The sequence below is a fragment of the Micromonospora sp. NPDC049645 genome (assembly GCF_040675155.1).
In the GTDB taxonomy this organism is placed as follows: Bacteria; Actinomycetota; Actinomycetes; order Mycobacteriales; family Micromonosporaceae; genus Micromonospora.
Genome location: NZ_JBFAOI010000013.1, coordinates 82152 through 103331, shown reverse-complemented (window position 1 = coordinate 103331; position 21180 = coordinate 82152). Strand labels below are relative to the sequence as shown.

Here is a 21180-nt window from a genome sequence, read left to right as displayed (position 1 = left end):
CGGGCCTCGGCTGGTCGTCCGCTAGGTTGGAGGGTATGACGCACGACCACCTCGACGCCGCGGCCCGACCGGCGTCCCGCCCCTTCGGCCGGCTGATCACAGCCATGGTGACCCCGTTCACCCCCGACGGCTCCCTCGACCTCGACGGTGCCGCCCGGCTGGCGAGCCACCTGGTCGACGAGCAGGGCAACGACGCGCTGGTGGTCAACGGCACCACCGGCGAGTCGCCGACCACCACCGACGCGGAGAAGGAACACCTGATCCGGGCCGTGGCGGAGGCCGTCGGTGACCGCGCCAAGGTGATCGCCGGTGTCGGCACCAACGACACCCGGCACACCATCGAGCTCGCCGCCGCCGCCGAGAAGGCGGGCGCGCACGGCCTGCTGGTGGTCACCCCGTACTACAACAAGCCGCCGCAGAGCGGGTTGCTGCGACACTTCACCGCGGTGGCCGACGCCACCGGCCTGCCGGTGATGCTCTACGACATCCCGCACCGCTCCGGCGTGCCGATCGACACCGAGACGCTGGTCCGGCTCGCCGAGCACGGCCGGATCGTCGCGGTCAAGGACGCCAAGGGCGACCTGGCCGCCGCCAGCTGGGTCACCAGCCGGACCACCCTCGCCTTCTACAGCGGCGAGGACGCCCTCACCCTGCCGGCGCTGGCCGTCGGATCCGTGGGCGTGGTCGGCACCTCGACGCACTTCATCGGGGCGCTGACCGCACAAATGATCGAGGCGTACGACGCGGGGGACATGCCGGCCGCGCTTGCCCTGCACCGGCGGCTGCTGCCGCTTTTCACCGGCATCTTCCGCACCCAGGGCGCCATCCTGGTGAAGGCCGGCCTGGCGTCGCTGGGCCTGCCGGCCGGCCCGGTGCGACCCCCGCTGGTGGACGCCACCGACGACGAGATCGCCCAGCTGCGCGCGGACTTCGCGGCAGCGGGCCTGGAGCTGCCCGAATGATCGAACGACACGATGGACGCCGAGTGACGGCGTCGCAGAATGAGGTGGACGCGTGACCGAGGCGCACATCGAGGCGGAACTACCCCCGCCGCTGCCGGAAGGTGGTTTGCGGATCATCCCGCTCGGCGGGCTCGGCGCCATCGGTCGGAACATGACCGTCTTCGAGTACGACGGCAAGCTGCTGATCGTCGACTGCGGGGTCCTGTTCCCCGACGTCGAGCAGCCGGGTGTGGACCTGATCCTGCCCGACTTCGGTCCGATCCTGGACCGACTGGCCGACGTCCAGGCGATCGTGCTGACCCACGGCCACGAGGACCACATCGGCGCGGTGCCCTACCTGCTCGCTCACAAGCCCGACATCCCGCTGGTCGGCTCACAGTTCACCCTCGCCCTGGTCGAGGCCAAGTTGGCCGAGCGGCGCATCCAGCCGTACACGCTGACCGTGCGGGAGGGTGGCCGCGAGCGGCTCGGCCCGTTCGAGTGTGAGTTCTTCGCGGTCAACCACTCGATCCCCGACGCCCTCGCGGTGGCCATCCGCACCCCCGCCGGCCTGGTCCTGCACACCGGCGACTTCAAGATGGACCAGCTCCCGCTGGACGGCCGGATCACCGACCTGGCCGGCTTCGCACGGCTCGGCGCCGAAGGCGTCGACCTGTTGCTGTCCGACTCCACCAACGCGGAGATCCCCGGCTTCGTCACGCCGGAGCGGGAGATCGGGCCGGTGCTCGACTCGATCTTCGCGAAGGCCAAGGGCCGGATCATCGTGGCCTCGTTCGCCTCGCACGTGCACCGCGTGCAGCAGGTCTTCGACTCCGCCGCCGAGCACGGCCGCAAGGTCGCGCTGATCGGCCGGTCCATGGTGCGCAACATGGGCATCGCCCGGGACCTCGGCCTGCTCAACATCCCGGCCGGCCTGGTCATCGGGATCGAGGAGGCGACCACGCTGCCGCCGGAGCAGATCGTGCTGATGTCCACCGGTTCACAGGGTGAGCCGATGAGCGCGCTGGGCCGGATGGCCAGCGGCGACCACCGGCACATCACCATCGCCCCCGGCGACACCGTCGTGCTGGCCTCCTCCCTGGTGCCCGGCAACGAAACCTCGGTCTACCGGGTGATCAACCGGCTGGCCCGGGCCGGCGCGGTGGTCGTGCACAAGGACGTGGCGAAGGTGCACGTCTCCGGGCACGCCCCCGCCGGGGAACTGCTCTACCTGCTCAACGTGGTCCGGCCCAGCAACCTGATGCCCGTACACGGCGAGTGGCGTCACCTGCGCGCCCACGCCCGGCTCGGTATCGAGTCCGGGGTCGCCGCCGACCGGGTGGTGATCTGCGAGGACGGCGACGTGGTCGACCTGGTCGAGGGCCGCGCCAGCCTGGTCGGGCACGTGAAGAGCCGGTACGTCTACGTGGACGGCCTCGCCGTCGGTGACGTCAGCGAGTCGCTGCTCACCGAACGGCGCATCCTCGGCGACGGTGGTTTCATCGCCACCACCGTGGTCGTCGACTCGGTCACCGGCAAGGTGGTCGCCGGGCCGACGCTCTCCGCGAAGGGCTTCTCCGAGGACCCGGAGGCGTTCAACCCGGTCATCCCGCTGGTCACCGAGGCGCTCAACCGGGCCGCGGCGGACGGCATCACCGACCCGCACCAGCTCCAGCAGATCGTCCGGCGGACCGTGGGGCGGTGGGTCAACGACGCGTACCGTCGTCGGCCGATGATCGTGCCCACCGTGGTCGAGGTCTGAGCAACTTTCGCTGACGCCGGTCCGCCCCCTTCCCGGGGTGGGCCGGCGTCGCCGCGCCGGGGTGTCAGGGCAGCGCGGCGACGGCCTCGGCGTACGCGACGCCGGTGGCGATGGCGGCGTCCATGAGGACCCGCAACTGCGCCGGGGCGACCCCGTGCGCCAGGTCGGTGGCGACGTCGCCGGCCAGCACCAACTCGTCGCCGAGGTCGTGCGCGTACGCCTTGGGCAGCAGTCGGTCGTGGTTCCACGCGTTGCAGAAGGCGTACGCCTCGGCGCGGCGGGTCGCCGGCAGCCGGCGGTCGGCCATGGCGCGGGCGTGCAGCACCTCACCGCGCTCACCGGCCCGCCGGAACTGGATCACCGCGCCGTCCCAGTGGCCGATGACCGTCTCACCCTCGTCCACCAGGTACTGGTCGCCGCGCCCGTCCAACACCGCGGTGATCATGCCGAGGGTGAGGGCGGACAACTCGCGCTCACCCATTCCGACCTCATCGTCGGGCCGGTGTGTGTCGGTCTCGTCGGGCCCGTCGGTCTCGTCGTCACCGGGCAGCGCGACCGGTGCCGCGAGCGGGCGTTCGGCAAGCCAGGCGGCCATCCGTCCGGAATGGTGCCCGGTGCCGTTGCGGGCGTCGAAACTGCCGGCCAACTCGCTGGCCATCCCGAACAGCAGCGCCCCGAGCGCGGTGACGTCCAGTTCGCTGGCTGTCCGCTCGCCGTACGCCGGGCGGGGCATCGTCCGCCCGCCCAGCCCGGCCTCCGCGGCGAGCCCGCAGACCAGCGCCCCGGCCGCGGCGAACTCCATGACGGCGAGGTCGTCGGTGGGCCGGTCCAACCGGGGCAGCTGCTCGGCCAGGATGGCCAGCCCGCGCTCCAGGTGCCCGCCCAGGGCGCAGAACCGCAGGTGCGCGGCGAGGTGCGGGAACGCCGCGCGTTCACGCCGGTGCCGGCGGTACGCCCGCACGTGTGCCGCCGCCGCCCGCTCCGGTTGGCCGGTACGCAGCGCCGGCAGCAGACCGGCGACCAGGTTCCGCTCGGGCTGGTCGGTGCAGGTGGACGGGTCCGCGTCGGAGTTGCTGAGTTCGGTGAGCGCGGCTGTCCACTCGCCCCAGCCGGTCAGCAGCTCGGCGCGGCGGGCCGAGGCGCAGCCCGGGCAGCCGCCGGCCGGGCCGGGCCGTTTTCCGGACCAGCGCTCGTACCAGTGCCGGGCGGTGGGCTCGTCGCCCAGGTGATCGGCGATCCGGCAGTGCAGCTCCGCCACGGTCGGGGTGTCCGGACCGTCCGCGCCGACCCGGTGGGCCAGGTCGTGCAGCAGGGACCGGGTCTGGTCCAGCCCGACCCGGGGGGTGCCGAGCAGCGCCTCCACCGCGTACCGCTGGTAGCGCAGCAGCAGCCCGGCCTCGGTGTCGGTGAGCAGGTCGGGCCGGTGGTCGGCGGCGGCCCGGCAGCGCCGGACCGGCTCCACCAGCCGCCACCGTTCCCCGTGCAGCAGGTACGCCTCGATCAGCGCGAACCGGGCGTCCATCCCGGACCGGACGTCGCCGGCCGCGTCGGCGCGTTCGGCGAGCCGTTCCAGCGCCACCTGCCGGGCCGGACCGTCGGGGAGGTCCCGGGCGTCGGCGAGCGCCGCCTCCAGCGCCGGTACCCGGCCCCGGGCCAGCCCGCCGCCGGTGGGTGGCGTGCCGGTGCGGCTGCCGGTGAACTCGTCGCGGCCGGTCATGACGGCACCGCGCCGGGCAGCCGACGGACCGCCACGGCCAGCTGGCAGCCGGTGGTGATGCCGCAGTCGAGCAGTTGGTCGAGCTGGTGGGGGGTGACCCCGCGTTCCAGGTCGGTGATCACCTCTCCGTACACCCGGGCCCGGCCGTCGTCGTCGACGTGCACGAACGCCTTGGGCCAGAGCCGGTCATGGTTCCAGGAGTTGCAGAACGCGTACAGGTCGGGCACTCGTTCGATGCCGAAGGTGGGATCGACCATGGTGCGGATCTGGAGCAGCTCCCCGTCCCCGCCGACGCGGAGGAACCAGATCATGGTGTCGTCGAAGTGGCCCACCAGCTCGCCGTCGCGGGTCAGACCGACGGGCCGGCCGCGGGCAGCGAGCACCGCGGCGACCAGTTCACCGGTCAGCGGACGCAGCGCACCAGGGTGCCCGGCCAGCGGATCGTCCGGATCGCCCTCGATTTCCGGCGACGCCATGGGGCATCCCTTCTGAGGCGGATATCACGACCGGCGGTGGGGTTCGTGTTGCGACGCGCGGACACGACCCGGAAAAGCGGGGATCTGCCCGGCCCCACCGTTACCGTGACTCTATGGCGGGCCGTACCTCTCAGGCGAGTCGGCGGCGCGGCGCGTCGCCGCGCGGTGGCACCAACAGTCGTGCCCGTCAACCGGCGAAGAAGGCCACCCGGGCGCCGGTCCGACGTCGTACCACCCCGCCGCGCCCCGGCCCGGCCGTCTACGTCGGCCGCGCGGTCGGTGCACTGTGGATGGGTCTGGCGCACGGGATGGGCTGGGCGGTGCGCGCCGCCGGCCGGCAGGCCGCCTCGGCCCGCGACCTCGACCCGGAGCACCGTCGCGACGGCGCGGGTCTGCTCATGTTCGGGCTCGCCCTGCTCACCGCCGTGGCGCTCTGGCTGTCCGGGGCGGGCCCGGTGGGCGCGCGACTGGCCGACACGATCCGGCTGTTCCTGGGCGCGATCTCGGTGGTCGTACCGGTGCTGTTGATGATCGGGGCGTGGCGGCTGATGCGTCAGCCGGCCGATCCGGAGCACCGGGGCCGCGGGTTGATCGGTTGGGGTTCGCTGCTGGTGTCGACCGCCGCGCTGCTCCAGATCGGTCAGGATCCGGTCGACCCGCTGGAACGGGACTTCGCCGGCGGGCTGGTCGGCGCGGGCGTCGGCGGGCTGTTGGAGCGCGCGGTGACCGCCTGGGTGGCGGTGCCGCTGCTCGTGCTGCTGCTGCTCTTCGGTCTGCTCGTGGTGACCGCGACGCCGATCAACAAGATTCCCGAACGGTTGGGTCTGCTCGCCGGTGGGCTGGTCGGTGCGCCGGAGACCGCCGAGGAGGACGCGGACGAGCCGGCCGCCAAGCCGGCGCGCAAGCGACCGGCGAAGCGGATGCCGCCGCCGCTCGACCCGGACGACTTCGAGGACCTGGAGGGCGCGGACCTCCAGGAGACCATGGTGCTGCCGCGCAAGTCACCGGCGAAGGTGCCGGCGAGCCGCAGGCCGCCGGTCGATCCGCCGGAGCACTCGCCCGCCCCGACCCGGGCCGAGCAGCTCGCGTTGACCGGGCTCGCCGGGGACTACACCCTGCCGCCGGCCAACATGCTCAGCGCCGGGGCCGCCGCGAAGACCCGCAGCAAGGCCAACGACGAGGTGATCGCGGCGCTGACCGGCGTGTTCGACCAGTTCGATGTGGACGCCGCGGTCACCGGCTTCACCCGTGGCCCGACCGTCACCCGCTACGAGGTGGAGTTGGGGCACGGCGTCAAGGTCGAGCGGATCACGCAGCTGTCCCGCAACATCGCGTACGCGGTGAAGTCGCCGGACGTGCGGATCCTCAGCCCGATCCCGGGCAAGAGCGCCGTCGGCGTGGAGATCCCGAACACCGACCCGGAGAATGTCGCCCTCGGCGACGTGCTGCGCTCGCGGGCGGCGACCAGCGACCACCACCCGATGGTGGTGGCGCTCGGCAAGGACATCGAGGGTGGCTACGTGGTGGCCAACCTCGCCAAGATGCCGCACATCCTCATCGCCGGCGCCACCGGCGCGGGCAAGTCGAGCTGTCTCAACACCCTGCTGGTGTCCATTCTCACCCGGGCCACCCCGGACGAGGTGCGGCTGCTGCTGATCGACCCGAAGCGGGTCGAGATGACCGGCTACGAGGGCATCCCGCACCTGGTCACCCCGATCGTGACCAACGCCAAGAAGGCGGCCGACTCGCTGGACTGGGTGGTCCGCGAGATGGACATGCGTTACGACGACCTCGCCGCCAACGGGGTCCGGCACATCGACGACTTCAACCGCAAGGTCCGCAACGGCGAGATCAAGGCCCCGCCGGGCAGCGAACGCGAGATGCGCCCGTACCCGTACCTGCTGGTGATCGTGGACGAGCTGGCCGACCTGATGATGGTCGCGCCGCGTGACGTGGAGGATTCGGTCGTCCGGATCACCCAGCTGGCCCGAGCCGCCGGCATCCACCTGGTGCTGGCCACTCAGCGCCCCTCGGTCGACGTGGTGACCGGTCTGATCAAGGCGAACGTGCCGTCCCGGTTGGCGTTCGCCACCTCGTCCCTGGCGGATTCCCGGGTCATCCTCGACCAGCCGGGCGCGGAGAAGCTGCTCGGCCGTGGCGACGGGCTCTTCCTGCCGATGGGCGCCTCCAAGCCGGTCCGCATCCAGGGCGCCTGGGTCACCGAGCGCGAGATCGCCGACGTGGTGAAGTTCTGCAAGGACCAGCGCGAACCGGAGTTCCGCAAAGACGTGCTGGCCCCGGCGCAGGAGAGCAAGAAGAAGATCGACGAGGACATCGGCGACGACCTGGACCTGCTGGTGCAGGCGGTCGAGCTGGTGGTCACCTCGCAGTTCGGCTCGACCTCGATGCTCCAGCGCAAGCTGCGGGTCGGCTTCGCCAAGGCGGGTCGCCTGATGGACCTGATGGAGACCCGGGGGGTGGTCGGGCCGTCCGAGGGGTCGAAGGCGCGCGACGTGCTGGTCAAGCCGGACGAGCTGGACGAGGTGCTGGTCGGCCTGCGCGGTGACGTGGACTGACCGGGAGCCGACCCGGGCCGCGTGGGCGGTCGACCCCGGACGCACGCCGGGCCCGCCGGATTCCGGCGGGCCCGTGCCGTGGCGGAGCGGTCAGTTGTTGATCAATGCGCCGATGATCACCAGGCTGATGATCGCGGCGACGACGCTCGCCACGGCCGCGTACCAGCCCAGTGGCTTGTCACCGAGCACCGCGCCGACGACGCCCGCGATGACGCCGAGCACGCCGAAGATGATCGGGTTGAGCAGCAGGGCCAGGACCGCGAAGACGAAGCCCACGATGGTGAGGATGCGGGCGGCGTTGCTGCGGGGACGGGCGGTGCTCGGCATGTCGGCCATGTCTTCCTCCGGGTGAGAGCCTGTCGTGACGAATCGATCACTACCCATTCTGGGCGCCGGTCACGCCTGCCGACCTGGCACTCAGTGGAAGATCTTCAACCCGATCACGCCCGCGACGACCAGCAGCAGGCAGAGGATCCGGGGCAGGCTCGCCGACTCGCCGAGCGCCAGCATCCCGACGAGTGCGGTGCCGACCGCGCCGATGCCGACCCAGACCGCGTAGCCGGTGCCGACGGGGATGTCCCGGAGCGCGTACGACAGCCCGCCCATGCTCAGCAGCAGAGCCACCACGAACACCACGGACGGGACCGGCCGGCTGAAGCCGGCGCTGCGGTCCAGGGCGATCGCCCAGGCCGCCTCCAGCAGTCCTGAGATCACCAGTACGAGCCAGGCCATCGTTCACCTCACCGCGAGCGCCCGGGGCTGCCGCGCCGGGACGAGTCGAGTCTGCACGTCACGCGGGGCGTCTTGGCCTGACCGGGTACGCCCACCACTCGTCCGGAGCGGCCACGAGCATTCGGGGCCACCGGTGCCGACGCTAGCACCGGTCCGGGCGGCGCGGCGGTGACCAGCGCCACGGCCCGTTGACTTCTACGTGACTTCAACTTGCAGTATCGGCATCATGACCCTGCTCTACGCCGACCCCGAGGTCGCCGCCGCGCTGGACGCCGCCACCACGGTCGACGCCATGCGCGCCGCACTGCTGGCCGCGTACGAGGGACGACTCGTCGCGCCGCCGCGGGCCGCCGCGCCGCTGGACGGCGGGCGGCTGGTGCTCACCGCCGGGCACCTGGTCGGCGAGTGGTACGGCTTCCGCTCGTACGACACCTTCGGCCACCCGCAGGGCGAGCAGTTGGTGGTGCTGCACGACGCCCGGACCGGGGCGATCCGAGCAGTCGCGGTCGGCGAGGAGTTGGGCTCCCGACGTACCGGAGGGTTGGGGGGCCTCGCGGTCGACGCGCTGTCCCGTCCCGACGCCGCCACCCTCGGGGTGGTCGGCTCCGGCCGACAGGCGTGGACCCAGGTCTGGGCCGCCGCCGCGGTCCGTCCGTTGCGTGAGGTGGTGGTGCACAGCCGCTCCGCCGCTCGCCGGGACGCCTTCGCCGCCCGGGTCCGTGGCGAACTGGGCGTGCCGGCCCGCGCGGTCGCCGACCCGGCCTCGGCCGTCGCCGGGCGGGACGTGGTGGTGCTCGCCACCACCAGCGCCACCCCGGTGCTCCGCGCCGCCGACCTCAGCCCCGGCACACACGTCAACGCGGTCGGCTTCAAGCAGCGCGACCGCAGCGAGTTCGGCACCGATCTGCTGGACGCCGCCGATCTGCTGGTCACCGACTCACCGGCCCAGGCGGCGGACTACCAACCGCCGATGCTCGCGGCCACACCCCCGTACGCCGGGCGGTTGCGGGACCTGGGGGCCATCCTGGCCGGCGCGGAGTCCGGCCGGACCAGCGCGGAGCAGGTCACCGTCTTCTGCTCCACCGGCCTGGCCGGCACCGAGGTCTTCCTGCTCGACGCGCTCACCCGGGTGGGCGCCGGGGCACGTTGACCGGCGGGCGGGACGGAGCCGACCGAAACGTGGTGTCGAGCGTCTCCGCAGCCCGCGTGCGTGGGCTTCCCAGGCCGGCCCGGTACCCTCGGATGGTGTCTGCCACCTCTCCTTCTCCCGCTGACCACGTCGAGGGTCGTCGCGTCGCCCTGCTGACCCTGGGCTGTGCCCGCAACGAGGTCGACTCGGAGGAGCTGGCCGCCCGCCTGCACGCCGACGGCTGGCAGGTGACCACCGACGGCGAGGGCGCCGACGTGGTGGTCGTCAACACCTGCGGTTTCGTGGAAAAGGCCAAGCAGGACTCGATCCAGACCCTGCTCGCCGCCGCCGGAACGGGCGCCAAGGTGGTCGCCGCGGGCTGCATGGCCGAGCGCTACGGGCGGGAGCTGGCCGACAGCCTGCCCGAGGCGCAGGCGGTGCTGAGCTTCGACGACTACCCGGACATCGCCGCCCGACTGAACGCGGTCGTCGCCGGTGAGCAGGTCACCGCGCACACCCCGCGCGACCGGCGTGAGCTGCTGCCGCTGACTCCGGTGCAGCGGCGCGACAGCGGGGTGTCGCTGCCGGGTCACGGCACCGTGACCCGCGGCACCGTCGACACCGACGAGCACACTCCGGCCCACCTGCGCCAGGTGCTGCGTCGACGGCTGGACACCGGCCCGGTGGCCTCGCTGAAGCTGGCCAGCGGCTGCGACCGTCGCTGCGCGTTCTGTGCCATTCCGGCCTTCCGTGGGGCGTTCGTCTCGCGTACGCCGGACGAGCTGCTCGCCGAGGCGGAGTGGCTGGCCAAGACCGGCGTACGCGAGCTGGTGCTGGTCAGTGAGAACTCCACCTCGTACGGCAAGGACCTGGGTGACCCGCGCGCGCTGGAGAAGTTGCTGCCGCAGCTCGCCGCGGTGACCGGCATCGTCCGCGTGCGGGTCAGCTACCTCCAGCCGGCCGAGACCCGCCCCGGGCTGGTCGAGGCGATCGCCGCCACCCCGGGCGTGGCACCGTACTTCGACCTGTCGTTCCAACACTCCAGCGAGCCGGTGCTGCGCCGGATGCGGCGTTTCGGCTCCACCGACCGATTCCTGGAGTTGCTGGCGAGTGCCCGTGCCCTGGCCCCGGAGGCGGGCGCCCGGAGCAACTTCATCGTCGGTTTCCCGGGTGAGACCCGCGCAGACGTCGACGAGTTGGTGCGGTTCCTGACCGAGGCCCGGCTCGACGCGATCGGCATGTTCGACTACAGCGACGAGGACGGCACCGAGGCCGCCGGCCTGCCCGGCAAGGTCTCCGCCGCGACGATCAAGCGACGTTACGACCGGCTCAGCGCCCTCGCCGACGAGCTCTGCTCGCAGCGGGCCGAGGACCGGCTCGGCTCGACGGTCGAGGTGCTCGTCGACTCGACCGCGGACGGCGTGGTGGAGGGTCGGGCGGCGCACCAGGCGCCGGAGGTGGATGGCTCCACCACCCTGGTCGCCCCGGCCGAGGGCGGGGTCGACCTGGCCGCGCTGCGCCCGGGTGACCTGGTACGCGCGACGGTGACCGGCACCGAAGGAGTGGACCTGCTCGCCGTGCCGGATGAGATGATCTCGGCGGCGCCCGGCGCGGCACGGTGACGGCGGGCCCGAGCGGAGCGGGGGAGCCAGGTGGTGCGGTGCCGGGAACGTCACGGCAGCCCGAGCGGAGTGCGGCGGTGACCGGGGCGACGGAGTCGACGCCGAGCCGGGTGGTGGCCGTGGTGCCGGTCGTCAACGCGGCCAACGCGCTGACCGCCCTGCGGCTGGTGCTGGTGCCGGTCTTCGCCGCCTCGGTGATCATGTCGGGGATGACCCACGCCGGTTGGCGGATGGCGGCCTGCCTGATCTTCGCGGTGGCCTCGGCGACCGACCTGGTGGACGGCTGGATCGCCCGCCGGTTCGGGCTGGTCACCTCGGTCGGCAAGGTGGCCGACCCGATCGCCGACAAGGCGCTCACCGGCGCCGCGCTGGTGCTGCTCTCCTGGTACGGCCAACTGCCCTGGTGGGTGACCGCGCTGATCCTCGTCCGTGAGCTGGGCATCACCGGGCTGCGGTTCTGGGTGATCCGGCACGGCGTGATCGCCGCCAGCCGGGGCGGCAAGGTCAAGACCGCGCTCCAGATCCTGGCCATCGCCTGGTACCTCTGGCCGATGCCGGACTCCCTCGCCGCCGTCGGCCCGTGGATCATGGCCGCCGCCGTTCTGGTCACGGTCGCCACCGGCTTCGACTACATAGCCCAGGCCCTCCGCCTCCGCCGCCCCGCCTGACCGTCTCCGGCCGGCCAGGCCGTCGCCCGCCCTGTTGATCATGAAATTTGTTGCCACCCGGGACGGCGTGTCGTGCCGCTAACTTCATGATCGACGCAACTGGGTCGGCAGGGTTGGGGGTCGGTGGGTGGGGAAGGAGTGGTTCATGCAGTGGGAGGCGGGTTCCGGGCGACCGGCGGATGGTGACGAGACGGGCAGTGCGGCGGCGGGCGCCGTGCACCGGCTGGCCCAACGGCACGAGACGCTGGCCACCGTCGAATCGCTCACCGGTGGGTCGCTGGCCGCCTCGATCGTGGACATCGCCGGGGTCAGCGGGATCTACCGGGGTGGCCTCGTGGTCTACGCCACCGAGTTGAAGGGCAGCCTGGCCGGCGTACCCGCCGACCTGCTGTCCGAGCGGGGCCCGGTGGATCCGGACGTGGCGGCGGCGCTGGCCGAGGGGGGTCGCCGGCGCTGCGGTGCGGACTGGGGGGTGGCCACCACCGGTGTCGCCGGCCCCGAGCCGCAGGACGGCAAGCCCGTCGGCCTGGTGTACGTCGCGGTCGCCGGCCCGAACGGCGGGACGGTCCGCCAGCTCGACCTGGCCGGCGGGCGGGATCATGTCCGTGCGGCAGCGGTGGTCGAGGCGCTGCGCCTGCTCTCCGAGCGCCTCCACGCCGCCGACGCCGCCGACGCCGAATCCGACTCCGAAGCCGCCGAATCCGACTCCGGCGCCACCGACTCCGACTCCGACTCCGATGCCGCAGAAGCCACGGCCGGGGCCGTCCCGGGCGGGGCGGGAACGGGCGGCGGCGTGCCCCGGTGAGCCCGTCGCGGCGAACCGACGGGCGGGGCGGGATGTCGCCCGGGCCCACAACGGGTACGGTTGCGGGAAGGCTCCGACGTTCGGGGTCGGCGCGGTCCGCCGCGACCGGCTGCCAGGCGCCGGGCGCGAGGTATCCCTCAGGGGGAGGTGCGATGATCCTGCTACGCCGGGTGATCGGTGACGCACTGCGAGCGCGCCGGCAGGGGCAGCAGCGCACGCTGCGTGAGGTCTCCACCGCCGCCAACGTCAGCCTCGGCTACCTCTCCGAGATCGAACGGGGGCACAAGGAGCCGTCCAGCGAGCTGCTCGCCGCGATCTGTGACGCCCTCGGCGCTCGCCTGTCCGAGTTGCTGCGTGAGGTGAGCGACACCGTGGCGCTCGCCGAGCAGATGCCCGGGGTGCTCGTCTCGATGCAGGACGAGCCGGCCGAGACCGCCGCCAAGACCACCGGCCGGGGTGTCCGTCAGGTCACCTCCGACGGCAAGGTCGCTGTCTCCGTCCGCCAGGACTCCCCGCTCAAGGCCACGCTGCGCAGCACCCGCGTCCGCCCGACCGAGCGCGACCGCGACGTGGTCTGCGCCGCCTGAGCCTCGCCGATCCGGTTGACCATGGGCGGGCTGGCCCCGGCCGCGTAGGGTTGCTCGCAGGAGCCGCCGGTGCTGTCGACCGCCCGGTACGGATGCCTCGTTGGCGTTCGGCTGGGACGATGGAGACCGGCCGGTCATGGTCGGTCCAGCCGGCCCGGCCGTGGTGGAGCGACGCTACTGAGGGGATACCACGGAGATGGCGAACCCGTTCGTCAAGGGTTGGAACTACCTGATGGCACTCTTCGGTGCCAAGATCGACGAGCACGCCGATCCCAAGGTGCAGATCCAGCAGGCCATCGAGGACGCCCAGCGGCAGCACCAGGCGCTGGTCCAGCAGGCCGCCGCCGTGATCGGCAACCAGCGTCAGCTGGAGATGAAGTTGTCCCGACAGATGACCGAGGTCGAGCGGTTGCAGGGCAACGCCCGGCAGGCCCTGGTGCTGTCCGACCAGGCCCGGGCCAAGGGCGACGAGGCCGAGGCGACCCGGTTCGAGCAGTCCGCGCAGACCCTGGCCAGCCAACTCGTCTCCGCCGAGCAGGCCACCGAGGACCTGAAGACCCTGCACGACCAGGCGCTGGGCGCCGCCGCCCAGGCCCGCCGTGCGGTCGAGAACAACTCGATGATCCTCCAGCAGAAGCTCGCCGAGCGCACCAAACTGCTCAGCCAGCTGGAGCAGGCCAAGATGCAGGAGACGGTGGCCCGCTCGCTGGAGTCGATGTCGTCGCTGACCGCGCCGGGCACCACCCCGTCGCTCGACGAGGTGCGCGACCGCATCGAGCGGCGGTACGCCAACGCGATGGGTCGCGCCGAACTGGCCGGCAACTCCGTCGAGGGCCGTATGTTGGAAATCCAGAAGGCCACCATCGACTCGGCCGGCTCCGCACGGTTGGAGCAGATCCGTTCCAGCATGGCGGGGGAGCAACTCGGCGGCGCGGCACAGCGACCGGCCGTGCCGCAGGCCGAGAAGGCCGCCCCGGCCAACGACCCGACGGCCGCCGCCCGGCTGGACGAGCTGCGCGCCAGCATGGCCCGCGAGCGGGGCACCGGCGACCCGACCGCCGCCGGCTGAACGACCGGACCGAGGGGGTCAGGGTGGCAGACGAGCGGACACGGTACTTCCGCAGGCTGGGTCGGCTTCGCCGGTCCGCCCGCCGGTGGAGTGTGCTGGCCGGTGGGCTCGGGGGCGCCGCGGCGGTGCTGACTCCGTACGCCGGCCTCGGTCTGCCCGACGCGGCCTGGGCCGGCGCCGCGGGCAGTGCGGTGGCGCTTGCCGCCTGGCGCTGGATCGACGTGCGTGCCCTGGCCGCCCAGCCGGCGCCCCCCGCGCTCGACCCGGCCGAGGCGGCGGCCCGGTCGCGGGCCCGGTTGGTCGCCGCCGTCGAGCGGCTGCCGGTCGGCCCCGGTGTGCTGGCCGAGGTGCGCCGGGTCCGTTCGCGGATCGCGCTGCGCGGCACCAGCGCCGGCGAGAAGTGGGCTCGACTGGACCGGGCGGCGCTCACCCTGGCCGGAATGGCCCCCCGGCTCACCGGGCTGGCCGAGCCGGCGGTGCTGGAGGCCGCAGCCGCCGACCGTTCGTTGCGCGACCTGGCCGCGCGGGTGGCCAGCGTCGAACGTGCGCTGCGGCTGGCCCCGGCGGACGCCCGGCCGCCCCTGACCGAGGCGCACGCCGTGCTGACCGCCCAACTGGAGGGTGGGGTGGCGGCGTACGAGCGGCTGGTGGTCGCCGCCGCCGGCTACCTGGCCGAGGACGCCCGACCGGAGACCGCCCACCCGGCCGCCGACCGGCTCACCGAGGCGACCGACCTGCTGCACGGCGTCGCCGGGGCCCTTGCCGAGTTGCGCGGCGTCGGCACCCCGCTGCGCGCGCCGACGCGCTGACCGGGGCCGCGCGTCGGCGCCGGCCGGTCACGGTGGCGTCGTCACCAGAACCGGCCCGCTGTACGGCGAGGTGCCCACGACGTTGAACGACCGGATCCGGTAGTGGTAGGTCACGCCCCGGGCCAGTCCGGTGTTGGTGAAGCCGCGGCCGGTGACGGTGAAGGTGGCCACCTCCTGGTCGAACGCCGGGTCCAGCGCCCGCTGCACGGTGAACCCCGACCCCGGGCCGCCGGGTGTGCTCGCCGCCCAGGCCAGGGTCACCGTCGCGGTGTCCGGTCCCGGTGCGCTGGCGGTGGCGCTCACCCCGGCCGGGGTGCCGGGCGCGGGAGGCGAGGTCACCGCGGCGACCGTCGACCACGCCGAGGCGGCCCCCAGGTAGGTGGTCCGGACCCGGTAGTAGTACGTTGTGTCCGGTGCGACGGTCGCGTCCAGGTGGTTGTCGCCCACCCCGATCGCCGTGGTGCCCGGGCCGCTGGTGAACGTCGGGTTGGTGGCCCGCTGCACGTCGATACCGGTGGCGAACGACCGGTTGGTCCAGCGCAGCGCCACCCGCAGCGGCGCGGCCGGCGGGAGCGTCGCGACCAGACCGCTCGGCGCGGCCAGGTGCACCGAGGCGGGCACTCCGTTGGACCAGGACGAGTAGCTGACCGCGTTCTCCGTCCGGATCCGGTAGTGGTACGTGACCCCGGGGGTGACTGTCGCGTCCGTGTAGCGGGTGGCGGCGGCCGCGACGGTGATCGTGGTGACCTCGCCGCCGAAGGTCGCGTCGGTGGCCCGTTGCAGCAGGTGGCTGGTGGCCGGTGGTCGTCCGCCGTTGCTGGTCCAGGCCAACGCGATCGCGGGTAGCGCGGTGGCCGAGCCGGGCACCGGTGTGGCGGTCAGCCCGGTCGGCGCCTTGGGTGCCACCCGCAGCACCAGCGGCCGGGTCATCCCGCCGTCGCGATGGCCGGCGAGTTGGCTGTGCCAGCGGTACTCCCAGCCCAGGTTGACCAGCTGGTTCACCACCGTGGCGGGTCGACCGTCCGCCGGGCTGATCGGGGTCGACCCGGTTCGGGTCCCGGGTGGGCGACCCGGGTCGAGCAGTCGGACGCTGTCGCCCAGCTTGAACGGCAGCGCCGGGGCGACCGGGCGCAACGCCACCACCACGTCCTCCCGGGGGTTGACCCGGACGATCCCCTTCCAGCCCAGCTCCGTGCCGTGCGGGAGCCGCACCGTGCCGTCCCAGCCGACCCGGTTGACCACCTGTACGTCGCAGCCGCCGATGTGCAACGGTTCGGTCTGCCGGACGTTGCCGCTGATCCGCCAGAGCTGGGTGCCGTCGGTGGCGGCGCCGATCGGCACGGCGGGGTCGGTGGCGAAGAGCACCTCGGTGACCGGATCGGTCGGACCGAGCGGCAGAGTCGCCGGGTTGAGCGGCCCGGCGTGCGGGTGCCCGACGCCGAGCCGCCCGGCCACCCGGCCGTGTTCCGGCTCGACGATCTGCTGCGCCGCCTTGACCGCGATCGGCAGGGTCACCGGGCCGGTCCCGGCCGCCGGCGTGAACGTCACAGTGGTGGCGTGCACCGGCACCGTAGTCAGCGCCGGGGTCCGGGTCCCGAACGCCGGGTCGTACGCCGGTTGCGGGACGATCGGCGGGCGTTGGCTGGCCGCGTACGCCAGGGGCAGTCGTTCGCGCAGTCGGCTCAGGTCGTACGGCGGCGCGGGTGTCCCGGTCACCCGGAACTGGAGCAGCGTACGGGTGTTCGGGCCGTACCCCGGTCGGGTCGGGGGCGGGCCACCCTCGGCGCTGTGGTCCGTGCCGTCGGTGTGCTGGTCGTAGCGGGGGTCGAAGCCGGGCAGCGGGGCCGGCGCGTCGTTGTACAGGATCAGCGTGCTGCCCGGCGGCACGGCGGAGAAGTCGGCGAGCACGTCGGCCCGCTCACCCGGGGCGAGCAGCAGAGTGTGCCCGTCGACGTTCAGCACGGTCGGGTCGAGCCGGTCGTAGCGGTAGCCGATCGGTCGGTTCGGCAGCACCACCGGGGCTGGCAGGAGGCCGGCCTCGTTACCGATCTGGACGAACTCCGGCCCGGCGGCGCGTGGGTCCGGCACACCGCCGTCGCGCCCGTCGATCGGCCACCCCGCCGGACGGTCCGCCGCCCGCGACGCGGGCACCATCGGCACCTCGCCGGCGTCGCCGTCGGCGAGCGCCCCGTCGGCCGTCCACATCGCCGCGTCCGAGCAGGCACGGTAGAGCTGGAGGTTGAGGCTGCGGTCCAGGCAGGCGTTGAGGATCCGGAACCGGTACGCGCGCGGGCGCACCTCCAGGTACGGGTAGGCGACGCCGTTGACGAGCGGGGTGTCGCCGTACGCCTCGGGAACGGCGGACGGGTGCGGCACGCCAGGGTTCACCGGCGGCTCGTCCGGCGCGCCCACCGGGTCGTGGTACGGGTTCGGCACCCAGCCGTCCGGGTGGGTGTCGTCCGGGGCGCAGGTGCGTGACCAGGGGCCGTAGTCCCACCGGCCGGTGGGGTTGCGGCCACCGGAGCGGTACGGGTTCTGCCGGGGCTGGTAGACGTGTGGGTGCCAGAGGCTTCCCCGGGCACCCCAGCGTTCCCGGTCCCACGTGGGGTCCTCGGCGGCGAGTTGGGTGTCGTCCGGGACGAACGTCTTGTCCTCGATCACCAGGGGCAGTTGGTCGTCCGGCAGCACCGCGTCGGCGACGAGTTGGTCCTCGGCCGGGTCGGTGAGCAGGTAGAGCGCGAGCTGTCCGGCGTAGACGGTGAGCCGGGCCAGGCCGAGGGTGTTGTCGTGGAACCACAGCAGCCGGCCGCTCTGCTCGTTCGGAAAGTAGAGCGTGGTGGCCCCGGCGCCCGGTGCCGGCATGTCCGGCACGTGGACCAGGCCCGGCCCGGTCGGGTACGGGGTGATCTCCCCGGCCGGCGTGATCCACTGCCCCGGGTTGCCCGCGCTGGTCCAGCCGGTCTGCGCCCCGGCCAGGTGCAGGACGGCCCGGTTCTGCGGGTACGGCGCCGGTCCGTCCAGTGGGCCGAGGCCGGCACCCTCCAGCGTGTCGTCGACCGGCAGGAACAGCTCACCGGCCCGACCGGTGGGGAGCTGGTTGATGAACTTCACCCGGACCGGTCGCCCCCGACGGGCGATGATCATCGGTCCGAGGTGCCAGGGGCGCTCCGGAGGAACCACGGTGTTGTGCCCGGCCGGGTCGGTGCCGAGGTTGAGCTGCCGGTAGCCGCGCAGCCGGGTGGCCGGCAGGTCCCGGTGCAGCCGTTGCGCGTACTCCTGGAGGCCGATCTCGTAGTAGTCGCTGCCCGGATAGCTGATCGTGTCCGGTGCCGCCACCGGCAGATGGCTGCCGAGGTCACCGCGGCCCTGGTGACCGGGGACGGGCAGCGGGTCGACGAACTTGCGCAGCCCGGTCCCGGGTGCCACCTGCCCGTCGGGGCCCCGCCTCGGGCGAGGGCTGTGGGCGTGGTTCGGCACCGGCCCGAAGTAGCGGGGCACCACGGCCGGGTCCAGGCTCGGCGTCGGAACGGCCTCCTCGGCGGTACGCGTGGCCGGCACGGACGCCACCCGGCCGTTGGCGTTGGCGTCGGTGTCGCGGGTGGTCCGCTCGAAGAAGGTGGAGCGGAGTCTGCGGAACATCGCCATGACTCTCCCCGGGTTCGGGGCGCGAAGTCCGCCACCCCGGCGTGGGGACCCCGGCACTCTGCTGACGGTCGGTGAGCGCTCAACCGCAGCATGCGACTCCGGCGGCCGGATAGGAATTACCCAATCGTCCGTTTCTGTGATGGGTCTTGTCCGACGGGTGCCCTGGTCAGCCGGATGACGCCGGACCGGGCCGCTCGGGCTGGCAGACCGGGCACCAGTAGGTGACCCGGTCACCCAGCTCCTCCTTGCGGATCGCGGTGCCGCAGCGGCGGCAGGGCTGGGCGCGGCGGCCGTAGACGTAACTGGTCTGCCCACGGTGCAGCGAGCCGGTGCTGCTCTGCGTCCACCGACCGCGGTTGGCGGCGAGCAGCCGCTGCGCGAGGGTCACCAGGCCGGGCAGATCGGGCACCCCGCCGACCGGTGTCCACGGTGACACCCCCCGCAGGAACAGCACCTCGCACTTGTAGAGGTTGCCCACGCCGGCGAGGTTGCGCTGGTCGAGCAGGGCCTCGCCGATGGTCTGCTCCGGGTGCTCGGCGAGCCGACGGACCGCCTCGGCCGGGTCCCAGTCCGAGCCGAGCAGATCGGGGCCGAGGTGGCCGACCAGTTGGTCCTCCTCGGCGGTCGGCACCAGGGCCAGCTCGTGCAGGTGGTAGCCGACCGCGACAGCGCTCGGGCTGCGCAGGATCACCCGGATCAGGTGCGCGGGCCGACCGCCCCAGCGTTCCCCCGGGGCGTACGCCCGCCAGGCGCCGTCCATCCGCAGGTGGGAGTGCAGGGTCCAGGCCCCCTCGGTCGGCGCGTCGAGGCGCAGCAGCAGGTGCTTGCCCCGGCTGGCCGACTCGCGGACGGTCCAGCCGGTGAGATCCGTGGTCGCCAGCTGCGGCACCCGGAAATCACTGCCGGTGATCCGCGCGCCGGCCAGCGCGCGGTGCAGCACGCGCGCGGTGTTCCATACGGTGTCGCCTTCGGGCACCCTGCCATCCTCCCTCTTTCGAGCAAGATTCGCATGTGTCGCTATTTGTACACCGGTTCCTCATGATCTCCTGACATGCGAGGGTCAGGGTGTTCTGAGGAGAATGCCCATGACGCGACCTTGTTGTCGTATCCCATCCGTCGCCCTCGTCGCCACCCTCTCCCTCCTGCTCGCCGCGGGGCTCCTACCCGCCACCGCCACCGTCCCGGCCGCACCCACCGGTGCGCCGATCACCCTGGTCGCGGCCGCGCCCGGCGACGAACGCTGGAGCGCCGACCTCACGATCGTCGACCGCGACGACGTCAACGTCCGACGCACCGCGGCCGGCCTACGGCTGCGCGAGGCCCGACCCACCGGGCACGGCGCGCGTAGCCCGCACAGCGCGGTGGCCGAGGGGATGCTGCTGACCGCTCCCCACGCCCTCGCCCGGCCGGCCACCCGGGTCCGCGCCGAGATCAGCGCCGCGGTCCCCACGGGGGCGACGGTGGAGGCGCAGGTCCGCGGCTGGCGGGCCGCCGGCTGGACGGAATGGCGGGCGGCCACCACCGGCGCGGTCTTCGACCGGCCGGTCACCCGGGTCCAGACCCGGGTGGTCCTCACCGCCCCCGATGGCGGCGCCACCGCGACGGTACGCAGCGTGCGGTTCACCGCCGACACGACGGCGGCCGTCTCCGCCGCCACACCCGGTCGCATCTACCGGGTGTACGCCACCCGCATCGGGCTGGTCGGCGAGCTGACCGCCAACGGCCGTACCGTCCAACCCCGGGACCACTTCGTGGCGCTGCCGTCGCGGCGGAGTCTCTCCCCGCTCAACACCGGCGACTACACCGTTCGGGTCTGCACGACCAGCGGCTCCCGTTGCGAGTACGCCCCGGTCTGGGACGTCGGGCCGTGGAACACCCGCGACGACTACTGGAACCCCTCATCGGTGCGGGAGAACTGGAAGACCCTGCCGCAGGGCCGGCCCGAGGCGCAGGCCGCGTACCAGTCCGGCTACAACGGCGGACGGGACCAGTTCGGGCGGACCGTGCTCAACCCGGCCGGCGTCGACCTCGCCGACGGCACGTTCTGGGACGGGTTGCGGCTGACCACCAACGCCTGGGTCGACGTCGCCTACCTGTGGACCGGGGGCGGGCCGCGCGGCGTGGTCGGTGACGGACCGCTGAACATCCGTACCGGACCCAGCACGTCGTCCTCGACCCGTGGCCTCGCCGCCCGGCTGGCCCACGTGCCGATCCAGTGCTACGTCATCGGCCAGTCGGTCGCCGGGCCGTACCGCACCACCACCCGCTGGAACCGCCTGGCCAGCGGCCAGTACGTCAGCCACGCGTACATCTCCACCGTGTACGGCGGCAGCGTGCCGGCCTGCTGAACCAGGCTGGCCCCGTCGGGCGTCGCGTCAGGGGCGCTCGTCGGGGCGGGCCGCGCGCACCATGTCCTGGTAGCGCGGGTGGCTGGCACCGTAGACGGCGTAGTTGAGTCGGGCGTGCGAGAGGCTCAGGTCGCCGTTCGGGCCACCCCGGACGGCGTCGGCGTCGGCGTCGGTCTGGCCGTCGTCGGTCCAGAAACAGACGGGGCAGGTCCCCCCGCCGGTCCTTGACGCACAGCAGGGACAGCCCACAGGAACCACATGCTCACCCACCGGAGAAGCATTCCACAGTCGAAC

The 21180-nt window shown here is 73.2% G+C and carries 17 protein-coding genes, 1 pseudogene and 1 riboswitch; of the genes and pseudogenes, 11 read left to right on the top strand and 7 right to left on the bottom strand.

From position 1 onward, the window contains the following. The first annotated feature begins 35 nt into the window (after positions 1-35). Positions 36-962: a 4-hydroxy-tetrahydrodipicolinate synthase gene (gene dapA, locus AB0J33_RS25155; RefSeq protein ID WP_363616514.1), complete on the top strand. Its 927-nt coding sequence runs from the start codon at positions 36-38 to the stop codon at positions 960-962. Between the two features lie 52 nt (positions 963-1014). Beyond that, positions 1015-2703: a ribonuclease J gene (locus tag AB0J33_RS25150; protein WP_139584782.1), complete on the top strand. Its 1689-nt coding sequence runs from the start codon at positions 1015-1017 to the stop codon at positions 2701-2703. 64 nt (positions 2704-2767) lie between these two features. Here the strand turns inward: AB0J33_RS25150 and AB0J33_RS25145 are convergent, their stop codons facing one another. Beyond that, on the bottom strand, positions 2768-4420 hold the full coding sequence (locus AB0J33_RS25145) for a YbjN domain-containing protein (protein ID WP_363616512.1): 1653 nt from the start codon (positions 4418-4420) through the stop codon (positions 2768-2770). Next, positions 4417-4896, bottom strand: coding sequence for a YbjN domain-containing protein (locus AB0J33_RS25140; RefSeq protein WP_363616510.1), 480 nt, complete (start codon positions 4894-4896; stop codon positions 4417-4419). Before AB0J33_RS25140 ends, AB0J33_RS25145 begins: the two co-directional genes overlap by 4 nt. Positions 4897-5009: 113 nt before the next feature. Here AB0J33_RS25140 and AB0J33_RS25135 point away from each other — a divergent pair, with 113 nt between their 5' ends. Next, entirely contained in the window at positions 5010-7472 is a 2463-nt protein-coding gene (locus AB0J33_RS25135; protein WP_363616508.1) for a DNA translocase FtsK 4TM domain-containing protein, read from the top strand. Positions 7473-7562: 90 nt separating this feature from the next. On the opposite strand, the gene AB0J33_RS25130 is transcribed toward AB0J33_RS25135, so the two are convergent. Beyond that, positions 7563-7808 carry a hypothetical protein gene (locus AB0J33_RS25130; protein ID WP_112586600.1) on the bottom strand — a complete coding sequence of 82 codons (246 nt, stop codon included), beginning with the start codon at positions 7806-7808 and terminating at the stop codon, positions 7563-7565. Between the two features lie 81 nt (positions 7809-7889). Next, on the bottom strand, positions 7890-8204 hold the full coding sequence (locus tag AB0J33_RS25125) for an SMR family transporter (protein ID WP_363616506.1): 315 nt from the start codon (positions 8202-8204) through the stop codon (positions 7890-7892). Between the two features lie 61 nt (positions 8205-8265). Then, a riboswitch (guanidine-III (ykkC-III) riboswitch) is annotated at positions 8266-8338 on the bottom strand. Positions 8339-8430: 92 nt separating this feature from the next. Between AB0J33_RS25125 and AB0J33_RS25120 the strand changes: the two genes are divergently transcribed. The 7 genes and pseudogenes from AB0J33_RS25120 (at position 8431) to AB0J33_RS25090 (ending at position 14893) form a co-directional block, all read left to right on the top strand. Beyond that, positions 8431-9354 (top strand): ornithine cyclodeaminase family protein, encoded by a 924-nt coding sequence (locus AB0J33_RS25120; RefSeq protein ID WP_363616504.1) that lies wholly within the window; start codon positions 8431-8433, stop codon positions 9352-9354. 92 nt (positions 9355-9446) lie between these two features. After that, entirely contained in the window at positions 9447-10955 is a 1509-nt protein-coding gene (gene rimO, locus AB0J33_RS25115; RefSeq protein ID WP_363616502.1) for a 30S ribosomal protein S12 methylthiotransferase RimO, read from the top strand. 77 nt (positions 10956-11032) lie between these two features. Beyond that, on the top strand, positions 11033-11623 hold the full coding sequence (gene pgsA / locus AB0J33_RS25110; RefSeq protein ID WP_363616500.1) for a CDP-diacylglycerol--glycerol-3-phosphate 3-phosphatidyltransferase: 591 nt from the start codon (positions 11033-11035) through the stop codon (positions 11621-11623). A gap of 145 nt (positions 11624-11768) precedes the next feature. Next, a pseudogene (locus tag AB0J33_RS25105) lies at positions 11769-12287 on the top strand (CinA family protein); the annotation flags it as partial. A 293-nt stretch (positions 12288-12580) separates the two neighbouring features. Further along, on the top strand, positions 12581-13015 hold the full coding sequence (locus AB0J33_RS25100; protein WP_363616498.1) for a helix-turn-helix transcriptional regulator: 435 nt from the start codon (positions 12581-12583) through the stop codon (positions 13013-13015). Between the two features lie 196 nt (positions 13016-13211). Next, entirely contained in the window at positions 13212-14084 is an 873-nt protein-coding gene (locus AB0J33_RS25095) for a PspA/IM30 family protein (protein ID WP_363616496.1), read from the top strand. 23 nt (positions 14085-14107) lie between these two features. Further along, on the top strand, positions 14108-14893 hold the full coding sequence (locus AB0J33_RS25090) for a hypothetical protein (protein ID WP_363616494.1): 786 nt from the start codon (positions 14108-14110) through the stop codon (positions 14891-14893). Between the two features lie 27 nt (positions 14894-14920). On the opposite strand, the gene AB0J33_RS25085 is transcribed toward AB0J33_RS25090, so the two are convergent. Together AB0J33_RS25085 and AB0J33_RS25080 are read right to left on the bottom strand one after the other, a co-directional pair. After that, the gene (locus AB0J33_RS25085; RefSeq protein ID WP_363616492.1) at positions 14921-18538 is read right to left on the bottom strand and encodes a hypothetical protein; all 3618 of its coding nucleotides are present in this window, start codon (positions 18536-18538) and stop codon (positions 14921-14923) included. Between the two features lie 166 nt (positions 18539-18704). Further along, complete coding sequence (locus AB0J33_RS25080) at positions 18705-19514, bottom strand: DNA-formamidopyrimidine glycosylase family protein (RefSeq protein WP_363616490.1); 810 nt, start codon at positions 19512-19514, stop codon at positions 18705-18707. 109 nt (positions 19515-19623) lie between these two features. Here AB0J33_RS25080 and AB0J33_RS25075 point away from each other — a divergent pair, with 109 nt between their 5' ends. Then, on the top strand, positions 19624-20886 hold the full coding sequence (locus AB0J33_RS25075) for a hypothetical protein (protein ID WP_363616488.1): 1263 nt from the start codon (positions 19624-19626) through the stop codon (positions 20884-20886). Positions 20887-20913: 27 nt separating this feature from the next. On the opposite strand, the gene AB0J33_RS25070 is transcribed toward AB0J33_RS25075, so the two are convergent. After that, on the bottom strand, positions 20914-21156 hold the full coding sequence (locus AB0J33_RS25070) for a CPCC family cysteine-rich protein (RefSeq protein WP_357349926.1): 243 nt from the start codon (positions 21154-21156) through the stop codon (positions 20914-20916). Positions 21157-21180 lie beyond the last annotated feature (24 nt).

Excerpts from the sequence above, each read along its gene's own strand:
- AB0J33_RS25130 (WP_112586600.1), bottom strand. The coding sequence starts at position 7,808 with ATGGCCGACATGCCGAGCACCGCCCGTCCCCGCAGCAACGCCGCCCGC.
- dapA (WP_363616514.1), top strand. The coding sequence starts at position 36 with ATGACGCACGACCACCTCGACGCCGCGGCCCGACCGGCGTCCCGCCCC.
- AB0J33_RS25125 (WP_363616506.1), bottom strand. The coding sequence starts at position 8,204 with ATGGCCTGGCTCGTACTGGTGATCTCAGGACTGCTGGAGGCGGCCTGG.
- AB0J33_RS25140 (WP_363616510.1), bottom strand. The coding sequence starts at position 4,896 with ATGGCGTCGCCGGAAATCGAGGGCGATCCGGACGATCCGCTGGCCGGG.
- AB0J33_RS25095 (WP_363616496.1), top strand. The coding sequence starts at position 13,212 with ATGGCGAACCCGTTCGTCAAGGGTTGGAACTACCTGATGGCACTCTTC.
- AB0J33_RS25085 (WP_363616492.1), bottom strand. The coding sequence starts at position 18,538 with ATGGCGATGTTCCGCAGACTCCGCTCCACCTTCTTCGAGCGGACCACC.
- AB0J33_RS25120 (WP_363616504.1), top strand. The coding sequence starts at position 8,431 with ATGACCCTGCTCTACGCCGACCCCGAGGTCGCCGCCGCGCTGGACGCC.
- AB0J33_RS25145 (WP_363616512.1), bottom strand. The coding sequence starts at position 4,420 with ATGACCGGCCGCGACGAGTTCACCGGCAGCCGCACCGGCACGCCACCC.
- AB0J33_RS25075 (WP_363616488.1), top strand. The coding sequence starts at position 19,624 with ATGACGCGACCTTGTTGTCGTATCCCATCCGTCGCCCTCGTCGCCACC.
- rimO (WP_363616502.1), top strand. The coding sequence starts at position 9,447 with ATGGTGTCTGCCACCTCTCCTTCTCCCGCTGACCACGTCGAGGGTCGT.
- AB0J33_RS25135 (WP_363616508.1), top strand. The coding sequence starts at position 5,010 with ATGGCGGGCCGTACCTCTCAGGCGAGTCGGCGGCGCGGCGCGTCGCCG.
- AB0J33_RS25100 (WP_363616498.1), top strand. The coding sequence starts at position 12,581 with ATGATCCTGCTACGCCGGGTGATCGGTGACGCACTGCGAGCGCGCCGG.